Below are 24,880 nucleotides of genomic sequence, written 5' to 3'. Positions count from 1 at the left end.
CTCTTTTCTATGTGGTCAAGATTTTTTTTGGTTGCAATCGCAAAATACCAACTGAAGATAAAACTATCGAGAAGAAACTGATTAGAATACCTAAACCTGCTAATAGTGCGATTTCTTTTGGTTGTACAGAAATATTTAACTCTTGGATCGCTTCTGCTGCTTCAACAGAGCTTGCTCCGATTCGACCCATGGCTCCTCCTGGCCCGCCTTGGCGCTGTTGTCCGTCACCGCCCATTTTATCTGGTTGACCTTGATTCGTTTCCGTTTGTTGAGCATTTTGAGATTGTTGGTTGATCAATTGTTCACCGACAACATTTCCGACAATATTCCCACTAAATGTTGCAATGACTAAAGCAACAACCATACAAATAATGATCTCACTGAAAAATTGTAAGACAACTTTAAAGCGTGATTCTCCAAGTGATAATAATACACCAATTTCATATCGCCTTTCTCTAATTGTCATCATGACGATCAGAGTTAAAATAATTACTCCCGCGACCGCGACTAAAATCACAATATTTTTAGCAAAACTTGCAACATTATTCAAAGGTTGTAGCATTTGTTGATAGGCTTGATCGTTAGTTTGCAAACTAAAGCTGTCTGTATCAATCAGCTTTTCAGCAGAGGCAACAAAGGTGTCCATTGCTTTTGGATCACTAAGTGTGTAGCTTGCTGAATCAATCGTTCCTGTTGCGTCATCTCCTTTTAAGGTATTTGCAAAGGTATATGATGTATATAAGGTGTTCGCTGGATTCAAGAAATTGAACTGCATCCCCATGCTGTTTCCGTTTTCAGATGTCTTATAAATTCCTTTGATCGTTAATTCATAAGTTTTCGTCTCATCTTCGGGATCTGTCAGTTTAAATGTATCGCCAACGTTTAATTCATTTGCCTCAGCAAGGGTTTGCTCAATAACGACATTATTTGTCTCCACATCAGCCTCACTGATTGCTTCACCACTTGTGATTTCAGCAATGCCGTCTGAAAAATCACTCAACATCGACAAATCCATTACGCCACTTACTTGAAAATCGCTTTGCTGCTGCATAGCCATCGGTCCACCGCCCATTTGTCCATCACCTCGAGCTTGTTCCTCCCCTTCATTAACAGCTTGTTCATTATTACTTGTTGAAGAAGTTGTCGTCTCACTTTCCGAATCAGTTGAAATCGGTGTGATCCCATCACCTGCTCCAGCCGATGAAGAGGCTAAAAATGAATAGGATTTCACATTGTCTAAAGCAGCGATTTTTTGCGCATCTGCTAATGAAACTGGCGTCAAACTAAAACTACCTGGATCTGGTTTTGTACTGGTAGTGCTGTCTTGACTTTTCTTCATCGCAGCTTCACGATTAGCCGATAGCGTGACACTGGCACCAACACTTTTCTTGGCATTTTCTGTTGCAGTGATTGCAGCGCTTTGAATGGTTAATCCAGCTAAAACAAAAATTAAAATCGCTGAAAAAACAGCACATAATAAAAATGTTCGTCCCTTTTTAGCTTTCATACTTAATGCTGCTCGTTTGATAAAATTCATATAATTCCTCCTTAAATAAAAAACGCAACGGACTCATTTTATCGTTCCTAAAAATTAATCCGCCAACTCTAGCTGATCCATCTGTATTAATGATTTGCCAAAGCAATTAATACTATTTCTTCTGGACAGATACTACTTTAGTTTACGGACCTTAAACAAACCTTAAATACAGATTTCAATTATTTTCGTCCATATCTAACCTTGCAAATCTACAAGAAAAATGATTAAATGATTGTGGCTCTATTTTTAATGAACTAGATAAATAAGTATCAGATAAGATTGCTATCTTACAATTGTTAGAAAGGAACGAAAGGTATTTGGAAAAAAAGAAAATGACTCTATATGGAATGATTTTCTCTATTTGTTTCTTCTTGATCGTATCGTTCTTTTTTTCTGCTCATACAGTAGATTATGCAAACGAAGCAGAAATAAGTGAAAAAATTAGTATTCCAATCAAATCAGCAGCTATTTCGGCAAACAAAAATCCTGAACCAAAAACTATAGAAACTCCTGAGCTGACGGATTTCTACCATAAAATCAACCAAACAATGATAGATGCTGCCAAAACATTTAATGGCGACATAGGTATGACTTATGTTGACTTAACTACAGGCAAGCAAATTTCTGTAAATGGAACGAAAGAATTTTACAGCGCTAGTACGATTAAAGTTCCTTTAGCAATGATGATTGCGGATAAAGTTGAATCAGGGAGTCTAAAATGGGAAGATCAGCTTACTTTTAATGAAAAAGAAGATTATGAAGATGGAACCGGGATCATTATCAATAATATCCAGCCACAATATTCGGTGAGAACTTTGCAAGAATATAACATCACCTATTCTGATAATATTGCAAAAAACATGTTATATGACACTTTTGGTGGTGATGTTAAAGCAAAACAAGCACTTTATGCTCATTTTTTACAAAAAGAAACGGATTGGGATGACGCAAAATTCACCTCTGAAGATGCGGCTAAGATTCTTAAAATTTTGTATAAAGAAAAAGCATCAAATGTGGAGTATCAAACGATTTATGACTATATGAAAAACACTGTTTTCCATGAACGAATGGAGACTCCAACAACCGCAGGTAAAGTGGCCCATAAAATTGGCTCCTATGAAGGCTTTCTACATGACATTGGTATTTTGGAAACAGAACAGCCTTTTATCTTGACGGTGTTTACAAAGGGTCAAACAGATGCTGGTATTGCTTTTATTTCAACGATCACTGATCAATTGTGGACGATTCAAAAAAATAATTATCCAAATGAATAATCATTTTTAAACAGATTATTGAGCGAAGTTATCAATTCATAACTTCCTCAATAATTTTTTTTCGGAAATAAAACCTATTCACTAATTATAGACCAAAAATAAAGTTAAATATATTTTACATATTAATTAAAATATATTATAATAATTACGTGACAAAATAAAATCAAAGGAGAGAATCATGAAAAAAAGATTGTTTAAACAAAGTGGGTTGTTATTGTTTAGTGTTCTATTCTTGTATCCATCAAATGAGGTCCTAGCCTCCCCACCAACAAATGGTGTCATTCCTGATAATAGTCCTGCAATCGAGCAACCTAAACTATTGGAAAGACAAACAAGAACAACGTTACCAAGAATTCATGATCCAAGAGCCACAAATAATTTAGCCGTTAAAAACCAAGGCAGTTTAAATATCTGCTGGGCCTTCGCTTCAAATGCAGCATTGGAACATCATTACGAGAAAAAAAATGGAACACCGATTTCCCTTTCTGAACGTCATAGTGATTATTTTTTTGCAAGAAATGCCACTTCTATTTTAAATGAGAACCCTTTAGCTTATAATCGTAACTTAGGGGCAGGTGGACAAGAAGCCGCTACGTTTTACAGTTCAATTCGATGGAAATCTCCAGTTTTAGAAAAAGATATGCCTTTTCAATTATCACTTAAGCCATTGTCCTTGATAGATTTGGATAAACCAACTCCTTTCCATGTCCAAGGAATTGTTGATATACCAAAATTGAGCAAAGACTATACCAATTCTGAACAAGTAGCCAGAGTCAATGAAATAAAAAAAGAAACACTCACCAATGGTGGTGTTACCTTTCGCAACAATGGTAAATATTTACAATCAACGAACGCACACTACAATGCTAAAACTGATTCTTACTTTACTGCGATAAAGAATAATCCAAGTGCTATCAATCATGTGTGTCTAATTGTTGGTTGGGATGATAATTTCAGCAAAAGTAATTTTTCTACCCCGCCATCACAAAATGGTGCGTTTATAGTAAAAAACAGTTGGGGTACTTCATATAATGATGGTGGTTATTTTTATGTGTCATATGAAGATTATCATCTTATGACGAACGACTCACATGCTATCAGCTCTATTGAAAACAATAATAATTATGCACATCAATATAGTAAAACTGATTTCATTACCCCTAGCACAGAATCAAGTTATTCTATTGATAGTCCACATTACTACCTTAGTAACAACTATGATGCGCCAAAAAATAATCATGAAATTATTAAAGCCATTGGAATTCGTACCGTTCAATATAATACGCCTTATGAAATCTATATAAATCCTAATGGTACTGAAAATAAAAACCTGAAAAATCTGATCAAAGTTGCAGAAGGAATAAAAGAATCACCAGGTTTTGAAACCGTTCGTTTGAAAGAACATATTCCTATTTATAGTAAAGACAAATTTTCAGTTGTAATCAAGTTTAAACGTCCTGATGGTGCAGCTCTTGCATATTTTCCTGCTGAGTTTACTTGGATATCTGATAAAGTAGATGTAAGTAATCAATCGTTTTATTCTTCTAGCCGTTCTGATACTTCTTTAAATTTTCAAAGTCTCAAAACTGACTTTTATATCCATGTTTATACGGATGATTTAAAATAATTACCCGAAGTATCATCAGAATTTTTAACTATAAAAGAAAAAATATGATTATGTATAAAGGAGAATCTCGACAACTAGAAACGGTCATTACTTCAAGCAATTCAACAACTAAAAGCCAAATTGAATGATCATGATATAAAGCACCGAAAGAAATAATCGTAAACCATCACGGTACTTCTTTTAATTCGTCTACTCCTCTAAATGAAGGGAGCCCTGTTTTAGCCACTTTATCTGATTCAAATAAAAACTATTATTCACTCACTAACTATACGATTTCCATAAGAAAATGAAGAAGTAAGTAAGAACAAATCAATTTTTTAATGTTCTCACTTACTTCTATTTTATTTAACTACCCATATTTTTTATTTTGATCAAACGAGTAATTTCGCTTCGCTCATTTTCTTCCAGTTTCATCTGGATATAATAAATTGTTTCTTCTAATTGAGGAATCGTCATATATTCTAATGCATTCACTCGCCGACGTGTTTTCTCTATTTCTTCTGACATTAGCTGACAAGTTTTTTCCACCTCTGCTAATTCCAACAATTTGGGCAAAATCGTCGAAATCTTATCAAACACTCCGTCTAATTCAGCATTTGAATTTAGATAGCCATAATTCAACGGTGCTTCGACTACCGTTTCATCATAGTGAAAGTTCATGATTGGTACAGTCACGCTCATAATATTTTTTTCAATCACATCTAATGTGACCTCATTTGCTGGAATTGCAACTAATTCTTCGATAAAAGCTTCATTCAACGTTGCATTCGCTAACACAAAATTTGACAAAGCTGTTGTTAATTCTTGCTCTACATCGATCCGTAGTTGATTATTTTTTTTGACAAGTAAGATAAAGCGACGCATCAGCTCATCTTGCTTGTCTTTTAATAATTTATGTCCTCGAGTTGCCGTGCCTAGTTGTTTCTTTAGACGAGAGAGTTCCATTCGAGTAGGGTTCACATTTAGCCGTGCCATGGTCGATCACTCTCCTTCAGTCAGGTATTCATCCAACATATCGTCTTTGATTCGTTTTAATTCCGTTCTTGGTAACATCGATAATAGTTCCCAGCCTAAATCCAACGTTTCATCAATTGAACGATTCGTATAAAAGCCTTGGTTTACATACTCTTTTTCAAAACGATCGGCAAATTTAGCATAGATTTTATCGACATCTGAAAGTGCTGATTCACCTAGGACAACAGCTAATTCCTTCGCTTGCTTCCCTTGTGCATAAGCTGCAAATAATTGATTCATTGTCGGTGCGTGATCGATCCGAGTTTTTCCTTCTCCGGTACCCTTGTCCTTTAAACGAGACAATGACGGCAGTACATCGATTGGTGGTTGAATCCCGCTTTTATACAGCTCTCTAGATAAAATGATTTGTCCTTCGGTAATGTATCCGGTCAAATCGGGAATTGGATGTGTTTTATCATCCTCTGGCATTGTTAAAATTGGGATCTGTGTTACAGAGCCTTTTAATCCCCTAATTCGTCCAGCACGTTCATATAATGTGGCTAAGTTCGTATAAAGATAACCTGGATAGCCACGACGCCCTGGGACTTCACGACGCGCTGCAGAGATTTCTCTTAGTGCTTCGCAATAGTTTGTCATGTCTGTCATGATCACTAAAACGTGCATGCCTTTTTCATAAGCTAAATATTCAGCTGCCGTCAATGCCATTCTTGGTGTAGCGATCCGTTCGATTGCTGGATCATTGGCTAAATTCATAAACATTACTGAACGATCGATAGCGCCAGTTTGCCGAAAATCTTCCATGAAAAACTCAGCTTCTTCAAATGTGATCCCAATTGCGGCAAAAACTACAGCAAATTCTTCATCACTGTTTAATACATTGGCTTGGCGGGCAATTTGTGCTGCTAATTCTTTATGGGGTAAACCTGATCCAGAAAAAACTGGTAGCTTTTGCCCTCGAACTAACGTATTTAGATGGTCGATCGCTGAAATTCCTGTTTGAATAAATTCGTCAGGGTAGTCTCGAGCGACTGGATTGATCACTTCACCATTGATATCCACCATTTTTTCAGGTAAAATTTCAGGTCCGTTATCTTTAGGACGTCCCAAACCGTCAAAAATTCGACCAACCATATCTTCTGAAACGCCTAACTCTAATGGATGACCCAGAAAACGGACTTTTGAATCACGCAGATTGATTCCACTCGTGCCTTCAAAAATTTGAACCATTGCTTTGTCACCATTGATTTCAAGCACTTGCCCACGTCTGATCTCTCCATTTTGCATTCGGACTTCGATCAATTCTTCGTATTTAACACCTTCCACTTTTTCAACGATCATTAAGGGACCAACAACTTCATTGATTGTACGATACTCTTTAATCACTTGTCATCCCTCCATCTGCAATAATTTGTTTTAAAGTTAATTTGATTTCATCAACTAGACCATCTAATCGATCAATTTCATCTTCTGGTAAATATTTACTTCTAGCTATTTGATCTCTTAATCCAACGGTTCCAGCCATGATCTCAGACAAATACGCGCCTAATGTCAACGCAGCTTGTCCTTCCTCATAAAAAGTCAAAATCAAGCGAAGCATTTTGTATTGTTTCTCTCTTGAAGTAAAGGTATCAACATCATCAAAAGCGTTTTGCTGCAAGTAATCTTCACGAATCGACTTCGCAACTTCTAGCGTCAAACGATCTTTATCAGATAACGAATCAATCCCAACAAGGCGAACGATTTCTTCCAATTGCGATTCTTCTTGTAAAATCCTCATCCCTTCCATCACCATATCAGACCAATTCACCTGAAGCTGTTGATCTAAATATTTGCCAACTTCTGAATCATACAAAGAATAACTTTGTAGCCAATTAATGGATGGAAAATGACGTTTTTGTGCCAAAGTCGCATCTAGTCCCCAAAATACTTTGACCACACGCAATGTATTTTGTGTCACTGGTTCAGAAATATCTCCACCCGATGGCGAAACTGCACTGATTGCAGTAATACTGCCTTCACGATGATCCTTACCCAAAGCTACAACTTTGCCGGCACGTTCATAATATTCTGCCAAACGACTGCCTAAATAAGCTGGATACCCTTCATCCCCTGGCATTTCTTCCAAACGGCCACTCATTTCCCGAAGTGCCTCTGCCCACCGGGAAGTTGAATCTGCCATGATCGCAACAGAATAGCCCATATCACGGAAGTATTCAGCAATTGTGATTCCTGTATAGATCGATGCTTCACGCGCTGCTACCGGCATATTAGACGTGTTAGCAATCAAAACGGTGCGTTCCATAACAGATTCACCTGTATTTGGATCAATTAACTCGGGAAACTCATTCAACACATCGGTCATTTCATTTCCACGTTCACCACAGCCAACATAAACCACTAAATCAACATCTGCCCATTTCGCAATTTGATGCTGAACCACTGTTTTACCAGCTCCGAAAGGTCCTGGAACTGCAGCAGCGCCACCTTTAGTTACTGGAAAAAAGGTATCGATCACACGTTGTCCTGTCAATAAAGGAACATCTGGATTTACTTTTTCCAGAATCGGACGACTGCGGCGAACAGGCCATTTTTGCATCATTGTAAATTCTTGATCTCCTATCGATGTTTCAATCACATAAATGGTGTCTTCAATGGTAAATTCACCCTGTTTCACTTCTTTGACCTTCCCTTTGATGCCATATGGAACCATGATCTTGTGTGGGATTACTTTCGTTTCTTGGACGAGCCCAATAATATCTCCTGTTGAAACATTATCTCCTACAGCAACAGTTGGCTCAAACAACCATTTTTTACTTCTGTCTAATGCTGGAATCTGAACGCCTCTACTTAAAAAATTACTTTCTGTTACTTGTGCAAATGTATCTAGTGGCCGCTGAATGCCATCAAACATTTCTGAAATCAATCCTGGCGCCAATTCAACCGATAACGCTTCACCAGTCGTTACGACAGGCTCACCTGGTCCGATGCCTGTTGTTTCTTCATATACTTGAATCGATGCGACGTCTCCCCGCATCTCGATAATTTCTCCGATAACACCTAATTCTCCCACATGGCAAATATCCTGAATACTTGCATCAGACATATTTTTTGCCATGACTAAAGGACCAGATACTTTAATAATTGTACCAGTTTGCAAAATCATTCCTCCTATCAAATGTAGTAATGCTCCTAAAGTCGCTTGTTACGGTTCGACATCATTTCAGTTATTCCTTGTGTTTCTCAGTCGAAAGCTGACTCGTAAAGCTAGATCCCACATATTATTGTAAAGTACTCTAACATCCTACAAAATATTTTGCCCTACTGCTCGCTCCACATTATCTTGTATCTCTTTCAGCCCGATCCCTTTTGTCCCATTATGACTTGGGATCAAAATGATAGCAGGTGTGACTTTACTTTTATAACGTTCAATCGTTTCAACAGCTAATTCAGAAGCATCTTCTGTGATAAAAATGACACCGAAATCATCTTTGGCCATTATTTCAATCGTTTCTCTCACTTGTTTTTCCGAAATTGCGTAGACAACCTCAAAGCCAAAAAGTTTGAAAGGCATCACAGAGTCTCTATCACCGATTACGCCGATCTTATAGGTCATCTGTCATCCTCATCCTTTCTCTAATGACTTCTAGTGGAAAACCACTTCGTTTCCCAACTAAAATCAACCGTAAATTCTTCCACTCCACTTCCTTAGCATTTAGAAATGCCAAGAGTGGCAACGGCCCAAAGGCCATGATTTTTGCTTTGTCATACAAACTTGTTAAATAATTATCTTTAACCTTTTCAAAGGCAATTAAATCTAATTCTTTTGTACTAGTAGAAACAATCGCTGTTAACAGTCCACCGTACGCTGTATTTAATGTAAAATCGGTGAAAGCCTGTAATGATTGTTTGGCATAGGCAAGAAAATTCTCTTTTGCGATCGTCCCTGAACTAGATAAGACAGTTGATAAAAAATTCTCGTGCTGCCCTTGAATAATTCCTCTAGCCATCGTGGATATATTCGTCAAATCAATAAATGCAGCAACTTCTCTCACAATATCTTTATTCTCTAAGGATTCAGCTAATTGGCGCTGAAAGGTCAAAAAATTCCGATCATAAATGATATCGATTGCTTGCAATGTAGATGATTCTTGAAAATAATCCAATACTTCAAGAATAGCATCCATCAAAGCTTCAGGTAATTCTGTAGACACTCGGGTACGAATCGCACTTTTTAGCGTTTCTATAGAATATCGTCCGTCATCTAAAAATAAATAATCCAAGTCCCTACCTGTTAGCTCTGCTTTCGTCAATACTTTCAAATTATGAAAAGTGGCTCTTGACGTATAGATTGTGATCACTTCTGGTTCGGGTGCCATTTCGTACAGCCACTCATACAATTTCCCTTTTTCTTTTGCATAAATATAGTCAAACTTTTCAGCAAAATCATCCGTCATATAAGCGTTGTAAACTGTATTTTTCAAGATATCTTTTAGTTCTTCAACAGTTTTTGCAGTCAATAATTGCTCGTACTGAGCATTGCTTAGCAGTTCTGTTTCTTTAAGACGAATCAAAGGATTGATTTGATTATACGCAGTTTCTTTCATCATGATCCTCCTGTCATAAAAAGTGAAACAAATCATTTCTATTTCTATATCTAGTTATTAAAAAGCTTTTTTATCCAATTTAACTCACTATGAGTAAAAGAACCTTTGTTACTGTAAAAGCAATTTCGCTACCTTAAAACTATCTATTTTCTTGATTTCTTGCACAAGGCTAGAAAATAAAAAGTTATACTCAATGCCATCCTTTGCTACGATAAAGCCTCCAGCGTTTGGAATCACTTCTTTTTCTAAAACCAAAACTAGTTTCTCTGGCGAATGTACTTGTAGCCATTGATCAGACAGTTTATTTTTGGAAAACTCTCCTAGTTTCAGACCAGCTCGTCCTTCTATTGGCAGTTGATGAATGATTTGTTCTACAAACTGTTGAAATTCCACTTCCGACCAATCATTCATACGTTCAGTTGCTTCTGTAAAAAGCTGTTCTAGATAACCTTGTTTTTGATTTAAAGTTGCTTGTTTTATGTCTAATTGTTGACGGTTTTGCTTTTGCTTAAAGGCTTTCATAGTTTGCTCTTCATTTTTTTCAATTCGTTTTGCTTCTTGTAAATACAACGCTTCTTCTTGTTCTTGATATTCTTGATCGATCCGCATAATTTCTACTTTTTTTTGCTCAGAAACTTCTATTCGACCTTTTTCTAGAATCTGTTCGACAATTTTTTCAATTGCATCCATTTTTATCCTCCTACTACTTCACATTTAGTACAAGTAAGAATGAGATAACAAACCCTAAAATGGCATATGTTTCAACCATCGCAGCATAAATGATCCCTTTTGTTGCGTGTTCGGGTTTTTTAGCTAAAATTTGAATACCAGCCGCTGCAACACGACCTTGAGCGATACCAGAAAACAAACCCGCAAATGCAATCGGTAAAGACGCTACAAAATAATCCAATCCCTGAACCATTGACATGCTGTTATCTAAATTAATAAAAATCAAGAACGCGATAACGAATCCGTACAACCCTTGCGTACCTGGTAATAATTGTAAAATCAATGCTTGACCAAATTTTTCTGGTTGTTCAGTCGTTAATGCTGCCGCAGCTTCCCCGGTAAAACCAACCCCTTTAGCAGAACCGATCCCAGCTAAAATTGTTGCCATTGCCATTCCTAAAACGGCGAAAAGAATGCCGCCATTGTTGTTAATTAAGTAATCTATCATGTTTTTTATTCCTCCATCAGTCTTTTACTTTTGATTTTTTTTCAATGTTCATATACTTTTCTTCAGCTTTTAGTGGATTAAATGCCCGTCCACCGCCAGTATAAAATTTTCCGAAAAACTCTACATATTGCAATCGTGCACCATGTACATAAGCACTTAGTAAACTTAAAAAGAGATTCAATGCATGTAAGGCTATGATCAATACAATCCCAACGGTAAAGCGTGCAGCAGGCGGCATAAATTCTACTAACATATTAAATGCTGCCGCAATACTTCCACCAGAAATACCTAAAGCCATCAAACGCGTATAGCTAACTAGATCACCAATATACCCTGTCAAACCATATAGGCCATATAACCCTTTGGCTAACCCTTTGACTTTTGATTTTGATTGAATGATTGGTACGACAATGATCGATAAGGCTGAAATAGCAGCTACAACGATTCCCACTGTAACAAACCCATCATTACTAAAAATCAACATACCTAAAACTACGATCACTAATCCGATCAGTAACCCTTGCCATGCAAAACTTTCACTGATACTTTCTAAATAACGCTTACGCTTCGTTAACTCGATCCCATTGACCATCAAACCAGTCAATAACTGGATAAATCCGAAAACAACCGATAAAATCAAAATTGTATTCACATCTTCCGTGGTTGATAAAATAGGAAACGGGAGCTGTATTCCGAATAATACTTTGGGTAAAGTAGCACCAAAAAACGAGCCATATATAAACCCCCAGATAATCGTCGGAAATGATAAGATCAGAAAGAAATCTGCAAATCGCTTCATTCCACGTGGTAAAACCATTAACTTGAGTGCAAGCAATGCTCCCACTAACATAATCAGTCCATAGCCAATATCGGCTACCATCATCCCAAAAAACACCATGTAAAAAGGCGTCATGATCGGCGTTGGATCAATCTCATCGTATTTGGGCAAACTATACATTTCTGTCAGCATCTCAAATGGTGCTACTACAGAATTATTTTTTAACTTCACTGGAATATCCAATTGAATTTCATCATCTGTAGGTAAGTCAAAAACGATGTAAAGTTCATCTTTTGGCCTATTTTCTTGCAAGACAGTCAATAACTCGTTTTTTTCGTCTACAGGAATCCACCCCTGCATAATGAAAAAGTAAGAAGTGTTCAAGAAATGATTTTTAGCCGCTTCACGATGAATAAAAGCGTAAGTCATCTCTTCAGCTAAATATAACTCTTCTAAATAAGCATGATAAGAAGACAATTTAACTTTTAATTGCTTTTCTTCTTCTACAAGTGCAGCCAGTTTTTCTTTATTTTGTTGATATGCTTCCTTAGGCAAACGATCGTATGGATAATTAAATTCGTTAAAGCTATATTTTGCAATAACCTCCGCTACTTCAGCAGTTTGATTCTTTAAATAGAGTAAACTGTAATATATATGATTTTGGCTGTGATAAATTTCCTCTACATAAACAGAATTCACATTTGCTAAATCTGCTAAGAAAAGGGACTGGTTCGCAGCATTGATTGAGCCCAATAAAAGATTGCTACTTTCTAATACATTTTTTTTAGGAACTACATCTAAATATTGCCAACGAGCCAACCATTTTTCTTTTGTTACTAATTCTTTCCTTGTTGATGCAAGTCTAGTTAACTCATTTTTAAGAAAGGCAATTTCTCTTAGATACTTACTGATTTTAGGTTCATCAAACTTTTTTTCTAACGAACCCAAAGTCAGGACTTGCCTTTTTATTCTTTTCTTTTTGGAGGACTTCTCTGAAAATCGTTCAATAAAAGTTAATGCTTCTTGAATTTCAGATAACATTGCTTCAAAATGTTTTTGCTGCGTTGGATCTTCCTTCAACAACGTTGAAGCAAAATGTTTTTCTATATAAGAGCTATCTACATTTGAATGAAAAAAATCTTTGACCTCGATCGTTTGCAGTCCTTGTATAGCTTGAAGAATCTCTTCTTCTTTTTCAGACGCAGCAATAATTGTCATTTTTTCCATTTTATTGACTGCCATAGATTTCTTTCACCCTTTCTATTACATAATCAATGATCGAGTCTTTATTTTTTTCATATTTTTTTTCGAAATCTTGATTTTGTTCTTTTGCTTCACTTAATAGCAGGTCCTTTTCTTTTTGCAGTTGTTGTTCTTTTTGTGTCTCTAACTCTTGAAGTAAACACGTTACTTTTTTTTGACTTTCCTCTTTTTTTTGCTTTAAAGCATCTGTTTTTTCTTGCTCGTATACAGTAAGTTCTTCTTTAACTAGTTGTCTCATTACTTCTACGTCTTTTTCTGCTTCACGAATTTTGTCCAAAGCTTCTAAAACCATTTTTTCACCCCTATCTTTTAAGTCGTTCTTCTTCCATTTTATTATTGTACGTATCAGCCTTTATTACAATCAAAAAGGGAATAATCTGCACTTTAACTGACAAAAAGCACAAACTTATTCCCTTAAAAAATAAAAAAGGGCATAAGTTCAAAAAAACATTCTTCTCACCCCTTGAAGAACCTGATCCTTGAAGCTTACGCCCAACCATTTTATTTGTATAACCTTATCTTAGCAAAAATAATCTGAAATTACAACTTCTTTACAAGTAAACTTTATCTAACTAAAAAAGCTAGGAAAGAAGTTTTACTCATGAGAGCAAACAAAAAACTTATTGTTAGAATAGATTTGTCTTACTCTCCTATTTTTCAGAAAAAAAATACTTCCAAATCATAGTATGAACGTCCGATACGCTCCATGAGCGTCTCTTTCCAGACGTCTGTAAACCAATCATATTTTATTTGATCGATAATACTCTTTTTCAACCCATCCTTCATCAACAGATCATCAATCTCATCTGCATAAAATGAACTTAACAGTGTTAGCATCTTCGTGTTATTATGTTGTTGAAATCTATAAATACGTCCTTGTTCTATGTAATAAAACCAATGATTGATCACCACCACAAACCGTTCTTCTTTATTTTCTAATAGTGTGATAAACATTTTAGGTGTAATTTTTTTCATATTTATTTGCTCCTCCATATACACTGAATTATTCCACTGCTTATTCTATCATATCTCTTCCTGATCTGATGATTATTTAAATCATTCAGAAAAAACAACAATCCTTCTAAACAATCTTTTTGTTTAAAATTACGGACTATTTGATATAATAAAAGTAGAGTCTATTAAGCTAACGATTGGAGAACAACTAAATGAAACAAAATTTAATCAAAATAACGACGACTTTCCATAATACATGGTTGGTCGATCAGAAAAAAGATCTTTTTTCTGAAGAAAATAATATATTATTTGGCGATACACTTCGTTTGTCTATTTTAAAAAACGATTCTTATTATTTTTCTGAGGAAATTGCACTAACTTATTATAAAGAGATTCTGGTTACAGAAGAACCAACCGAAAGCGAAAGTGCCTTTTTCTATTATATGATATATGAAAAAAGTTCAAGAAAAAGTTTACTCAAAATCTTTAGCAGAAAATTATCAGATAGAACAATATATAAGTGAAACATAAGCCAAAGACATTTTTGCTAAAGATTCTTAAAAAAACAAATAATAGCCTCTGATTTACTTCATTCAACAGGAAAAGTAAATCAGAAGCTATTATTTTGCACTTTTTTTGTTACGCACTTTTTACTTATACATTTAGTTTTTTTTAGTTAAATTATTTGTTTACATCATTGTCTTCTAAAACTCAAATATAAGGCATCTTAATAATCTATCTAGCCCCCACCAGTAATAACAAATACAGAAATAACACTAGAGACTAGAGCCATTAATGATAGCATTAGCGCACCCCCAAATCAGTTTTTTTCGGATCAACGTTTGCAAACAAATAATTTTCCTTAAGTAAAGAATAACAAACAGACTCGAAAAAATAAAGTAGAAATATTGAAAAGTGCGAAATTGGCATAAAAACCTAATATATTACATCTTTTTTTATTAAAAACAAGAATTTTATGATTACTCCATGCTATAATCGCATAAGAAGGGAGAGAAACGCTTGAATATCATAGAAACCTTACGTTTTTTTAGATTAAAATTGAAACTTACACAAAGAGAAATGATGTCAGAATACACAGATCCTTCTACGTATTCAAAAATTGAAAGTGGTAAGCGTTCTTTAAAAGTAAATGAATTGGAAGAAATATTAGGACAGATTTCTATTAATGCGGATGAATTCTTTAGTTTTACAACTTTCGACAAAGAGCAACAAGATTTTAGAGAATTTTTTTATTATTGTGGCGCTCACTTAGAGAATAAAACAACCAAACAAAAATTATTAACTTACTTTTATTCATTAAATGATAAAAGAGAAAAAAACTTAAGAGAACTGTCAAACTATATAGCGATTAAGAATTTTTTCCACGCGCACTGGAAAGAGGTCGAGCCAATTACATCAGAAGAAGTCAATGATATTTTTGAAGAACTATTAAAAAAATCATTTTATCTTCAATATGACTATGTAATCACTGCGAACTTAACTCGTTTTTTTAGCGCAAAACAAGCTGATTTATTGGTTGCTCGAATGTTTCCCATCAAATATGAGGAACAGCGAGACTTCACTACTAAAAAATTTGCCTATAATATTCTGATTAATCTAATCTCCTTAAAATTGTATGCCAAAGATTATATTGGTGCTGAAAAATATATCAGATTAGCCAAGAAACAAGATAAACAAAGTGAAAATTATAGTTTCAAATTGAATTTGCAGTATTTGTCGAACCTTCTAAATTACATTCGTGAAGGCGAACCCTTTTATATGGAACGTGTCTATGATTTCATTCACTTACTAGAAAATACTGGAGATACTTTGCAGGCTGCACAAGTAAAAAAAGAAGTAAAGATTCTCACCCATGAAAAAGATGGTGAAAAATTATTAAGCAGCTATTCAGTTGGACTTTTAAAAGAAACTTAGTCTATTTTATGTTTTAAAATCACCTTAAAACAAGAATATCCCACCTTTTTCAAGGTGGGATAAGGAGTATTACTCGGATTGAGTAAAATGAAATACTGTTAGGGTACATTTATAATACTACATCATGTTATCAATTTCAACCCTTTAGTTCACTTTTTATTCAAAGTCTTTTCGCCTCTCTATTTTGATACTACTAGTCCAATTATTTTCATAATTATTATTTTTTCTGTTAAAATAAAGAAAAAAAGATAAAGAAGGCGACATAAATTGAATTTTATATTTAGAAAAAACGGAATTATAATTATATTTTTAATATTGATTAGTATTACTTCTATCTTTCCTTATTTTTTTAATAACTATATTTTCAGTCAAGATGACCTTTTATTTCACAGAACCAGATTAGAAAGCTACACCTTAGCGGTAAAGCATTTAGATTTTTTCCCACGCATCTTTCCTACAATGGGGCTAAATTTTGGATACGGTGCTGATTTATTTTATCCTTCTATTTTATTGCTGCCATTTGCACTTTTTAGAATTGGTGGATTTTCTTTCGTATCTTCTTACTACCTATTTCAACTATTTATCAGCTTTATTACAGCTATTATCTCTTATTATTTTTTCTATTCTATACACCATTCAAAAAAATCATCCTTGCTATTTTCTTGTTTTTATACGCTATCTACCTATCGTTTAATCGATCAGTCTGTTAGAGCTGCACTTGGTGAAACATTAGCATTTGCCTTTTTACCTTTATTAGTCTTAGGTATTTACACCCTTTTTTATACGCATCAACATCACTGGAAACTGCTCGCAATAGGAATGAGCTTGTTGATTGCCAGTCATTTGATCACAGCTTTTTATTCTTTTCTCTTGCTACTTATTTTTCTCATATTCAATTGGAAAAAGTGCAAGCTAGCTCAGCTAAAAAGCCTTACTAAAGCTTTCTTATTAACAGTTGGTTTATCCGCCTGGTTTTTATTCCCTTATCTAGAACAAATCGAACAGCTAAAATTTAATTTTAACAACACCACATTATGGGCGAACGGTTTGCATTTTAGTTTAGGCGATTTATTTATAAATAGTCTTACCAACTTAAGTGCCCCGTTTACCGAACTAAAACCGAATATTGGCTTGTTTCTCTTAGTAACCATTATCGCTGCTCTATTTAGTTACCCTAAACTCACAAAAACGACTCAACGACTCACGTTACTGACTCTTTTTGTTATTTTACTGGCTACTAACCTTTTCCCATGGGCATTTTTTAAAACATCAATCCTAGCAACGATTCAATTTCCTTGGAGACTATTATTATTTGCTTCTTTTTTTGCTAGTCTACTTGCAGTTTATTTGATCGAACAATTTCAACTGGATTCTAAAAAGGAGTTTCTAATATTTATTGCATTATCTATTTTTTTAACAATTGGATTTAATAGTAATAATTTAGTGCAAGCTCGCATTCAAAACAATGTGACCGTGACAAATGAAAATTTTTCTGATTTTTATGAATCGGAAATCGGTCATGGGAAAGAATATTTAGTAAAAGACACTGACTTCAAAAAATATTTTGCCAGTCCCGCTCTGATTATTGATGGCGTTCCTTCTACCACTAATTTTTCTGATCCAAGTAGCAACAAATATAATTATAACCACTTTACGTTACGAACTAATGGTACTCAAGAAGTCCAACTACCCAAGTTTTTCTATAAAGGCTATGAAGTCATTGATAATCAAAAAGTGATTCCTAACTATAATAAAGCAGGACTCGTTACTGTAAAACTTAATGAAGGGGAGCATGCTCTTTCTATTTCATATAAGAAAACATTGGTTCAAAAAATTTCGGTTATTTTTTCAATATTGATTTTTGGGATACTATGCTTTCAATATATAGGCAAAAAAATACTCAACAAGTGATACAGTTTCTCTTTTCAAATTTCGCTGTATAGACTCAGTCAATTGAAAGCGAAGGAAACGTCAAGAAATAAGATGGAAGTTCTTCTTATTTCTTGACGTTAGATAGTTGAACTGTGTCCTTCTTTCGAAAAAGGTGAACAGCCATCGCAAATAGTTGCTAAATGATTTATTCTGGCCTTCTTCCTTCTATTTGCTCAGTCGAGGTCTAGTCGTATTTTCTTTGATTTACTTCTCAAACTAAACATTCCATCAACGGCTTTTCAGTCCGTAATTTTCGCGAATAACTTTGTGTTGATTGTAGTCGGACAAATTCTTATTGGAAGTGGATCTTTTAATTTTTTCGTTTGTTGTGCAATTAGAGCAAGTTATTACACTTAGCAGTAAAATGCCCCGTATTCTTTTACGTTTCGTCATCTTCTTCAATCTTTCGCACTATTTTGGCTGGACTTCCTACTACAACCACATTATCAGGAACATCCTTTGTTACTGTTGAATCCGCAGCAACAATCGAATTCTCTCCAATAGTAATGCCTGGTAAAACCGTCACATTTGCCCCAAGCCACGCATTTTTCTTAATACAAATCGCCTCTACTTTAATTCCGCGTCTTTTTTCGGGGGAAATCAAATGATTCACTGTAATTAATCTAGAACCTGGACCAATTAACACCTGATCTTCAATCGTAATACCACCCAAATCAACAAACGTAACATTTTGATTAATAAAAATATCTTTGCCAAAAGTGATATGTTTCCCAAAATCAGTATAGAAAGGTTGAGAAATTTTTACCGATGAATCAATTGTTTGTCCAGTAATTCTCCCTAAATACTGTAAAACCTCTTCATTGGAATAATATTTTGCATTCAACAACATTATTAATCGTTCATTATCCTGTTTGACCAAATGGATTTCTTTAAATAAGGGCGAATCTTTTAATATCTCTTTCCCTATAATCTTCTGCTGTAACTCTAAAGCTGACATTCATTTTCCCTCCTTACATATTCGTTCATTTTTCACTATCCAAATTATACCTAAACCCGTTATACTTAACTAATACCAATTAAATATATATAACTATTCATTTTAGTTATAGGAGGGAATAGTCAATGGAACTTCGTGTTTTAACCTATTTTTTAACTGTTGCAAGCGAAAAAACAATTAGTAAAGCCGCTGAAGTCTTACATCTGTCCCAGCCGACTCTTTCAAAACAATTAAAAGAATTAGAAGAAGAGCTAGGTGTTACATTATTTACTAGAGGAAATCGATTTATCACTTTAACGGAAGATGGTATCTATTTAATGAATAGAGGAAAAGAAATTCTATCTTTAGTTGAGTCAACAACAACAAACCTTATTAAAAATGAAATAATCAGTGGACAAATAACGATCGGTGGCGGAGAAACACAAGCGTTTGAGTTTCTTGGTCGTATTTTTCACGATCTTAGAAACGACTACCCGGAAATTGACATCCATCTTTATAGTGGAAATGCTGATGATGTATTAGAAAAAATTGATACAGGGCTTTTAGATTTTGGACTCGTTATTGACCCTGTAGAAAAACAAAAATACGAATATATTCGGCTGCCTCTAATCGATTCTTGGGGAATATTAGTCAATAACTTGCATCCTCTTGCGAACCTAGACAAAGTTCAACCAAAAGATATTCAACGTACACCTTTGCTCATTTCAAACCAATCATTGGTTGATAATCAACTCTCCGAATGGCTTGGTGGAAATATGGATCATTTTAATGTGATTGGTACTTATAACTTACTTTACAATGCTTCACTGTTGGTGAAAGAGAATGTCGCCAGTGTTCTTTGTATCGATGGTATTGTGAATACAACCAATACAAATCTAACATTTGTTCCTTTCTCACCTCCATTGAGTGCAAATGTCAATCTTGTTTGGAAAAAAGATCAATTCTTTTCACGAGCTTCAAAAGAATTCTTACGCATGATTAAAGCTTCACTGTAATCGTTCACTTGTATAACGATCAAAAGTCGTGTTTTATAAAATTCAATTATTTATGAAAATAGCCTTAAGCTGAAGCTTTATGATGGTGAATACAAAATTTTGATGAGAGAAAGGATAATCATTTAGAAATTTCTATAAAATTATTCTTTTCAAAAGTGGATATAATGTAGGCTTTCAGCAGGATTACACCCAAAATTAATATCATGGTGATTTAGACTTTGAGTAATAACAAAACAAGGAGATAACTTTTACGCTATCTCCTTGTTTTGTTATTATCTCCGTCCTGCGGAAAAAAGACCGGATGAGCTTCTACTACTAGAAGATGTATAATTTGAATTACTTCGAGAACTTGTCTGCCTTGATCTACCTGAACTTGATCTTGCCCCTACAAAACCACCGCCACTTATAAATGAACCTCCTGGATCAAGTGGTGCCTCATTTTTTAATTGTGGTGCTTTTGCTGCCACATTATACACGACTATGTGGTCTCGATAAAATACTTCGCTAGGCGATAAATCCTCGGCTGATGCCACCACTGGTAATAAAGCATTCAACATTAACCCAAAAACTACTAAACTACCACTTATAAACAATCTCTTTTTCACAAAGAAACGTTTAAATATGTAACGGATAAAAAGAAATACACGAATAACGCACATTAACATTCATTTAGACCAACTTACTTCTTTTTATTGTCGGATTCACGACTTCTTAATATTTTTAATAGTTCAAGAACTATAATTATTGATTAATGAATTTAATTTACGCTGATACTTAACGCCGTTTTTTTTATTTCTAATACAAAATCAGTAACTTTTGTATTACTTCCTTTTTCTCCCATTTACTAAAAAATAAAAAAACAGCCATAAACCCTTATAAAAAGGCGTTTATAACTATTTCTTCGTTTCAACTTTTCTTCTCACATTTACTAAAAATGGAGACGGCGGGAGTCGAACCCGCGTCCAAACACATTGTCACTTAAACTTCTACGCTCATAGTCATACTATTTTAAGGCTTCGCTGAAGTTCATGCCGCATAACAGGCCCAAACTCTCGCTAGTCTGATGATCTCTTTTAAATTTTACAGACGGAAAAATTTAACGTATCCCACTTAATTTGAGACCCTTACCCGAGCACATGGGCGATGCCGGGAGGATCTTCACCCGCTGTTTTTACGCAGCTAGAGCGAAAGTAGTGTTTTCGTTTTTAGCAGTTATATTTAACTGTAACGTTTTTACGTAGACGTAACCTACGAAACGCGATTCAAGCTCAACTATGCCTGTCGAATCCGTAACGTCCCCGTTATGATTGATAGCATATTTTATGCTTTGCTTAGTATAACATATTTTTCCAGACTTTCAAAGGAGTAGAGGCTGATTTACTGCCTCGTTATTCATACATGATAACAAAAGAAACTGACAATGGCGCAACCATTCTAAAAATCAGTGACCTGTCCCAAATGTATTGACAAGAATCGTTCCAATCACAATAAAACCAATACCAATGATCGTAGGGGTATTGATTTGTTCTTTCCAATATATCACGGAAAAAATAGTGATCAATATGATCCCGATCGCTCCCCATAACGCATAGGCTACATTTAAAGGCATATATTTGATTGCTTTAGATAAACTGTAAAAACAAACAATATAAGCAATCAAGCATTCAACTGATGGTAGTAATTTGCTGAACCCATCTGTTGCCTTTAATAAATTTGTTGCAATGACCTCACTTATTATAGCAACAAATAGATACAAGTATCCAATCACATAACTCTCCTCCTCCATTACTTACTCTAAAAAATCATCGAAAGATTTAGTCATTCAACATCCCTCGATGATTCTTATTCGATTATATGTAATCGCACCGATATAAACTCAACGATCTACAGTGTAATTTAACATCCAGTTGATTCCAAATTTATCTATGACCATCCCATATTTTTTAGACCAAAAAGTTTCCCCAAACGGCATTGTTATTTGCCCATCTTCTGATAAACTGGCGAAAAACAGATCAAGCTTTGCTTCATCATCCGTATTGATCACTAAAGAAACATTATTGCCTCTCACAAACGTCAGACCCATTCCGTCTGGAACATCTGAAAACATAAACGGAACTCCTTCTATCGTCATCGATGCATTGACGATCAAGTCTTTCCATGCTGCAGGTGCGGGGTGTTCTAGATCTTCGGAAACATCGGTAAAAGTCATGACTTCTTCGCTTTTTACATCAAATACTTTTTCTTAAAATGCAATTGCGGCAGCTGCCTCATTCTTAAAGTTCAGATACACTTTTAACATGTTCATCATCCTCTCAATCTATTCTTTCGATTATCTCATGTGAAAATAGATTAGGCGAAAGGAATGCTCCGTTTTCAGGAAAAATCTGTATTGTTTAAGAGCGCTGTAACAAATTGTTCCAAATACTCTTGATCTATTTCATCATAGCCATCTGTCACTGAACTATCCAAATCTAAAACACCAAACAACGTTCCTGCTTTGACCAGTGGTACAACAATTTCTGATCGTGCAGCAGAATCACACGAAATATAGTTTTTATGATTTTTCACATCAGTCACAATCACCGTCTCTCGCTTTTCAGCAGATTCGCCGCAGACTCCTTTCCCCATTTTGATTCGGGTACAAGAGACTTTACCTTGAAACGGTCCCAAAACTAATTCTTCTCCTGTAAACAAATAATAACCAGCGAAAACTGTATTCGGTAAGGCATCCGCCAACAATGCTGAAGAATTTGCTAAATTGGCAATTTTATCCTGTTCAATTTCAATGATTGCAGCTTGTTGTTGGACTAGAAGTTCATACGCCTCTATTTTCTCTTTTTTGCTTTTCCACATTGTTCATTCACGCTCTTTTCCATCTGGAATCAGTACTACTGCTATTCATTTTATTATAGCATAAATTTATCTTTAAGAGTTTTCATTGATTTTCAATTATTCTGTATCTTATTTCCATTTTTTCTCATATTGAAGTTCATACTCTTCATAACAACTTCAAATGAATTCACACTTTTTTCAACCTTTTTTATGTTTGATTTAATCTATTAAGGCTATAGTTTAATCATAGTAAACAACCAATAATTTTGTGGATGAACGTGGTGTTAAAACTCTTTGAGGACTAACGGATGTTTATTCTCGACCTGATGAGGTGTAGGTTCGAATCCTACCGTCCACGTATGTGCACTCTATGTACTTAATCCTATATACAAATCTGATGAAAGGAATGAGGTATTATGAAAAAGATTTTGGTTACAGGAGCAACATTATCAGCAATTATGTTTGCTGCTCTTTCATTTTTAAAACACAGTCCGAAACCTCACCATGATTATAGTAAATTATAATAAGAAAGTTGTCTTGAGCAAAACATGTCCAAGACAACTTTTTTTCGTATACTTTTAAACAGAAATTCTTAGTTCGTCAAATCTTCCCCATTTGTCGCAATGACTTTTTTATACCAGTCAAATGATTTTTTCTTCGAACGTTTCAAGGTGCCATTTCCTTCGTTATCGCGATCGACATAAATGAATCCATAGCGTTTTTTCATTTCGCCAGTTCCAGCTGAAACAAGATCGATACAGCCCCATGTCGTATAGCCTAAAAGATCTACGCCATCAAGTTCTACTGCATCTTTCATCGCTTGGATGTGTGCCGCTAGATATTCGATTCGGTAATCATCGATCACATTGCCGTTTTCATCTGGTTCATCCACTGCACCTAAGCCGTTTTCAACGATAAATAATGGTTTTTGGTAACGATCATATAAGTCATTCATTGTCACACGCAATCCTAGTGGATCGATTTGCCAACCCCATTCACTTGCTTCTAAATATGGATTTTTCACTGAGGCAAAGATATTTCCAGCTGTTTTTTCATTGATCGCTGGATCCGTTGATTGAACACGTGATGAGTAATAAGAAAATGAAATAAAGTCTACTGTGTGTGCTTTCAGTAATTCTAAATCGCCTTCTTCAATTGGTAATTTGATGCCTTCACGTTCTAATTCTTTCAACGCATATGCTGGATATTCTCCGCGAGATTGAACGTCGATAAAGAAGAAATTCTCACGATCAGCTTTTTTCGCTGCCCAAACATCTTCTGGTTTACACGTATAGGCATAGTTTGTGCCAGCCGCTAACATACAGCCAACTTGGTTTTCTGGATCAACTTCGTGAGCAATTTTTGTGGCAATCGCACTTGCTAATAGTTCGTGGTGTGCGGCTTGATATTTGACTTGTTCTTTGTTTTCGCCTTCTTCAAAATAAAGACCTGCACCCATAAATGGTGCATGTAAAATCATATTGATTTCGTTGAAGGTTAACCAATATTTCACTAAGCCTTTATAACGATTGAAAATTGCGTGACAAAGATTCTCATAAAAACCAACCATTTCACGACTGCGCCACGCGCCATATTTTTCAACTAAATGCATTGGACAATCAAAATGCGTGATCGTTACAAGAGGCTCAATATTGTGCTTGCGGCATTCTTTGAACAAATCTTCATAGAACTTCAACCCTTCTTCATTGGGCTCTGTCTCGTCTCCTAGAGGGAAAATACGGCTCCAGGCAATTGATAAACGGTAAGTTTTAAACCCCATTTCGCCAAATAGTGCGATATCTTCTTTATAACGGTGGTACATGTCGATCGCATTTTGTGCAGGGTAAAAATGGTCCTCCTCAAAAGCGAACATCTTTTTCTCACCTGTGATCACTGGAAAACGGTCTGGTCCAACTGGTGCTAGATCCACGTTCGCTAATCCTCGGCCGCCTTCGTTATAGCCGCCTTCACATTGATTGGCTGCAGTTGCGCCACCCCATAAAAAATCTTTTCTAAATGCCATGTCAAATCATCCTCCA

23 protein-coding genes, 1 other RNA gene and 1 other annotated feature are annotated in these 24,880 nt (G+C 35.2%); of the genes, 6 read left to right on the top strand and 18 right to left on the bottom strand.

Translation table 11 applies throughout. The annotated features are described in order from the left end of the window. Positions 1 to 7: 7 nt before the first annotated feature. Entirely contained in the window at positions 8 to 1,537 is a 1,530-nt protein-coding gene (locus tag IGJ55_RS07325; RefSeq protein WP_430607921.1) for an ABC transporter permease, read from the bottom strand. Between the two features lie 332 nt (positions 1,538 to 1,869). Between IGJ55_RS07325 and IGJ55_RS07320 the strand changes: the two genes are divergently transcribed. Continuing rightward, positions 1,870 to 2,811 carry a serine hydrolase gene (locus tag IGJ55_RS07320; protein WP_430607918.1) on the top strand — a complete coding sequence of 314 codons (942 nt, stop codon included), beginning with the start codon at positions 1,870 to 1,872 and terminating at the stop codon, positions 2,809 to 2,811. 178 nt (positions 2,812 to 2,989) lie between these two features. Next, positions 2,990 to 4,438, top strand: coding sequence for a lectin like domain-containing protein (locus tag IGJ55_RS07315; RefSeq protein WP_430607916.1), 1,449 nt, complete (start codon positions 2,990 to 2,992; stop codon positions 4,436 to 4,438). Positions 4,439 to 4,783: 345 nt separating this feature from the next. Here the strand turns inward: IGJ55_RS07315 and IGJ55_RS07310 are convergent, their stop codons facing one another. The 10 genes from IGJ55_RS07310 to IGJ55_RS07265 form a co-directional block, all read right to left on the bottom strand. Then, complete coding sequence (locus tag IGJ55_RS07310) at positions 4,784 to 5,413, bottom strand: V-type ATP synthase subunit D (RefSeq protein WP_430607914.1); 630 nt, start codon at positions 5,411 to 5,413, stop codon at positions 4,784 to 4,786. Positions 5,414 to 5,419: 6 nt separating this feature from the next. Next, entirely contained in the window at positions 5,420 to 6,796 is a 1,377-nt protein-coding gene (locus IGJ55_RS07305) for a V-type ATP synthase subunit B (protein ID WP_069639671.1), read from the bottom strand. Next, positions 6,789 to 8,570, bottom strand: a complete 1,782-nt coding sequence (locus tag IGJ55_RS07300) for a V-type ATP synthase subunit A (protein ID WP_430607910.1) — start codon at positions 8,568 to 8,570, stop codon at positions 6,789 to 6,791. Before IGJ55_RS07300 ends, IGJ55_RS07305 begins: the two co-directional genes overlap by 8 nt. 144 nt (positions 8,571 to 8,714) lie before the next feature. Next, positions 8,715 to 9,026: a V-type ATP synthase subunit F gene (locus IGJ55_RS07295; protein WP_069639669.1), complete on the bottom strand. Its 312-nt coding sequence runs from the start codon at positions 9,024 to 9,026 to the stop codon at positions 8,715 to 8,717. Beyond that, entirely contained in the window at positions 9,016 to 10,017 is a 1,002-nt protein-coding gene (locus IGJ55_RS07290) for a V-type ATPase subunit (protein WP_069639668.1), read from the bottom strand. The genes IGJ55_RS07295 and IGJ55_RS07290 overlap by 11 nt, the downstream gene beginning before the upstream one ends. A 108-nt stretch (positions 10,018 to 10,125) precedes the next feature. After that, positions 10,126 to 10,707, bottom strand: a complete 582-nt coding sequence (locus IGJ55_RS07285) for a hypothetical protein (RefSeq protein WP_069639667.1) — start codon at positions 10,705 to 10,707, stop codon at positions 10,126 to 10,128. A gap of 13 nt (positions 10,708 to 10,720) precedes the next feature. Further along, positions 10,721 to 11,194, bottom strand: a complete 474-nt coding sequence (locus IGJ55_RS07280) for a V-type ATP synthase subunit K (RefSeq protein WP_069639666.1) — start codon at positions 11,192 to 11,194, stop codon at positions 10,721 to 10,723. A 16-nt stretch (positions 11,195 to 11,210) separates the two neighbouring features. Further along, positions 11,211 to 13,214 carry a V-type ATP synthase subunit I gene (locus IGJ55_RS07275; RefSeq protein ID WP_430607904.1) on the bottom strand — a complete coding sequence of 668 codons (2,004 nt, stop codon included), beginning with the start codon at positions 13,212 to 13,214 and terminating at the stop codon, positions 11,211 to 11,213. Continuing rightward, entirely contained in the window at positions 13,201 to 13,527 is a 327-nt protein-coding gene (locus IGJ55_RS07270) for a hypothetical protein (RefSeq protein WP_207121455.1), read from the bottom strand. Before IGJ55_RS07270 ends, IGJ55_RS07275 begins: the two co-directional genes overlap by 14 nt. Before the next feature lie 158 nt (positions 13,528 to 13,685). Further along, positions 13,686 to 13,733: a sequence feature (sodium ion sensor (DUF1646 type); this cis-regulatory element may regulate processes involved in with the transportation of sodium ions), on the bottom strand. A 159-nt stretch (positions 13,734 to 13,892) separates the two neighbouring features. After that, complete coding sequence (locus IGJ55_RS07265; protein WP_069639663.1) at positions 13,893 to 14,210, bottom strand: hypothetical protein; 318 nt, start codon at positions 14,208 to 14,210, stop codon at positions 13,893 to 13,895. Between the two features lie 191 nt (positions 14,211 to 14,401). On the opposite strand from IGJ55_RS07265, the gene IGJ55_RS07260 reads away from it, so the two are divergent. From IGJ55_RS07260 to IGJ55_RS07250, 3 genes are all read left to right on the top strand, one after another. Continuing rightward, positions 14,402 to 14,713, top strand: coding sequence for a hypothetical protein (locus IGJ55_RS07260; RefSeq protein ID WP_430607899.1), 312 nt, complete (start codon positions 14,402 to 14,404; stop codon positions 14,711 to 14,713). Between the two features lie 496 nt (positions 14,714 to 15,209). Beyond that, positions 15,210 to 16,124, top strand: a complete 915-nt coding sequence (locus tag IGJ55_RS07255) for a helix-turn-helix domain-containing protein (protein ID WP_207121452.1) — start codon at positions 15,210 to 15,212, stop codon at positions 16,122 to 16,124. 267 nt (positions 16,125 to 16,391) lie between these two features. Then, on the top strand, positions 16,392 to 18,035 hold the full coding sequence (locus IGJ55_RS07250) for a YfhO family protein (RefSeq protein WP_429949988.1): 1,644 nt from the start codon (positions 16,392 to 16,394) through the stop codon (positions 18,033 to 18,035). Positions 18,036 to 18,435: 400 nt separating this feature from the next. Here IGJ55_RS07250 and IGJ55_RS07245 read toward each other — a convergent pair whose 3' ends face one another. Beyond that, positions 18,436 to 19,014 carry a DapH/DapD/GlmU-related protein gene (locus IGJ55_RS07245; protein ID WP_069639660.1) on the bottom strand — a complete coding sequence of 193 codons (579 nt, stop codon included), beginning with the start codon at positions 19,012 to 19,014 and terminating at the stop codon, positions 18,436 to 18,438. A 125-nt stretch (positions 19,015 to 19,139) separates the two neighbouring features. Between IGJ55_RS07245 and IGJ55_RS07240 the strand changes: the two genes are divergently transcribed. After that, a complete protein-coding gene (locus IGJ55_RS07240; RefSeq protein ID WP_207121450.1) occupies positions 19,140 to 20,009 on the top strand; it encodes a LysR family transcriptional regulator in 870 nt (289 codons plus the stop codon). 272 nt (positions 20,010 to 20,281) lie between these two features. Here IGJ55_RS07240 and IGJ55_RS07235 read toward each other — a convergent pair whose 3' ends face one another. The 6 genes from IGJ55_RS07235 to IGJ55_RS07210 all read right to left on the bottom strand — a co-directional run bounded on the left by IGJ55_RS07235 (position 20,282) and on the right by IGJ55_RS07210 (position 24,864). Further along, on the bottom strand, positions 20,282 to 20,614 hold the full coding sequence (locus IGJ55_RS07235; protein WP_430607894.1) for a hypothetical protein: 333 nt from the start codon (positions 20,612 to 20,614) through the stop codon (positions 20,282 to 20,284). 327 nt (positions 20,615 to 20,941) lie between these two features. Beyond that, positions 20,942 to 21,309, bottom strand: a transfer-messenger RNA (tmRNA) gene (gene ssrA / locus IGJ55_RS07230). A gap of 141 nt (positions 21,310 to 21,450) precedes the next feature. Continuing rightward, complete coding sequence (locus tag IGJ55_RS07225; protein WP_069639707.1) at positions 21,451 to 21,774, bottom strand: DMT family transporter; 324 nt, start codon at positions 21,772 to 21,774, stop codon at positions 21,451 to 21,453. A gap of 111 nt (positions 21,775 to 21,885) precedes the next feature. Next, positions 21,886 to 22,218 (bottom strand): VOC family protein, encoded by a 333-nt coding sequence (locus tag IGJ55_RS07220; protein WP_430607892.1) that lies wholly within the window; start codon positions 22,216 to 22,218, stop codon positions 21,886 to 21,888. Between the two features lie 164 nt (positions 22,219 to 22,382). Then, on the bottom strand, positions 22,383 to 22,862 hold the full coding sequence (locus IGJ55_RS07215) for a GAF domain-containing protein (protein WP_069639658.1): 480 nt from the start codon (positions 22,860 to 22,862) through the stop codon (positions 22,383 to 22,385). Positions 22,863 to 23,433: 571 nt separating this feature from the next. Next, positions 23,434 to 24,864: a 6-phospho-beta-glucosidase gene (locus IGJ55_RS07210; protein ID WP_429949994.1), complete on the bottom strand. Its 1,431-nt coding sequence runs from the start codon at positions 24,862 to 24,864 to the stop codon at positions 23,434 to 23,436. Positions 24,865 to 24,880: the final 16 nt, after the last annotated feature.

This window comes from Enterococcus sp. AZ170 (genome assembly GCF_050545135.1).
GTDB lineage: Bacteria > Bacillota > Bacilli > Lactobacillales > Enterococcaceae > Enterococcus_L > Enterococcus_L ureilyticus.
Note: the sequence above shows the minus strand (reverse complement) of the source record. Positions and strands in the feature narration are given on the sequence as shown.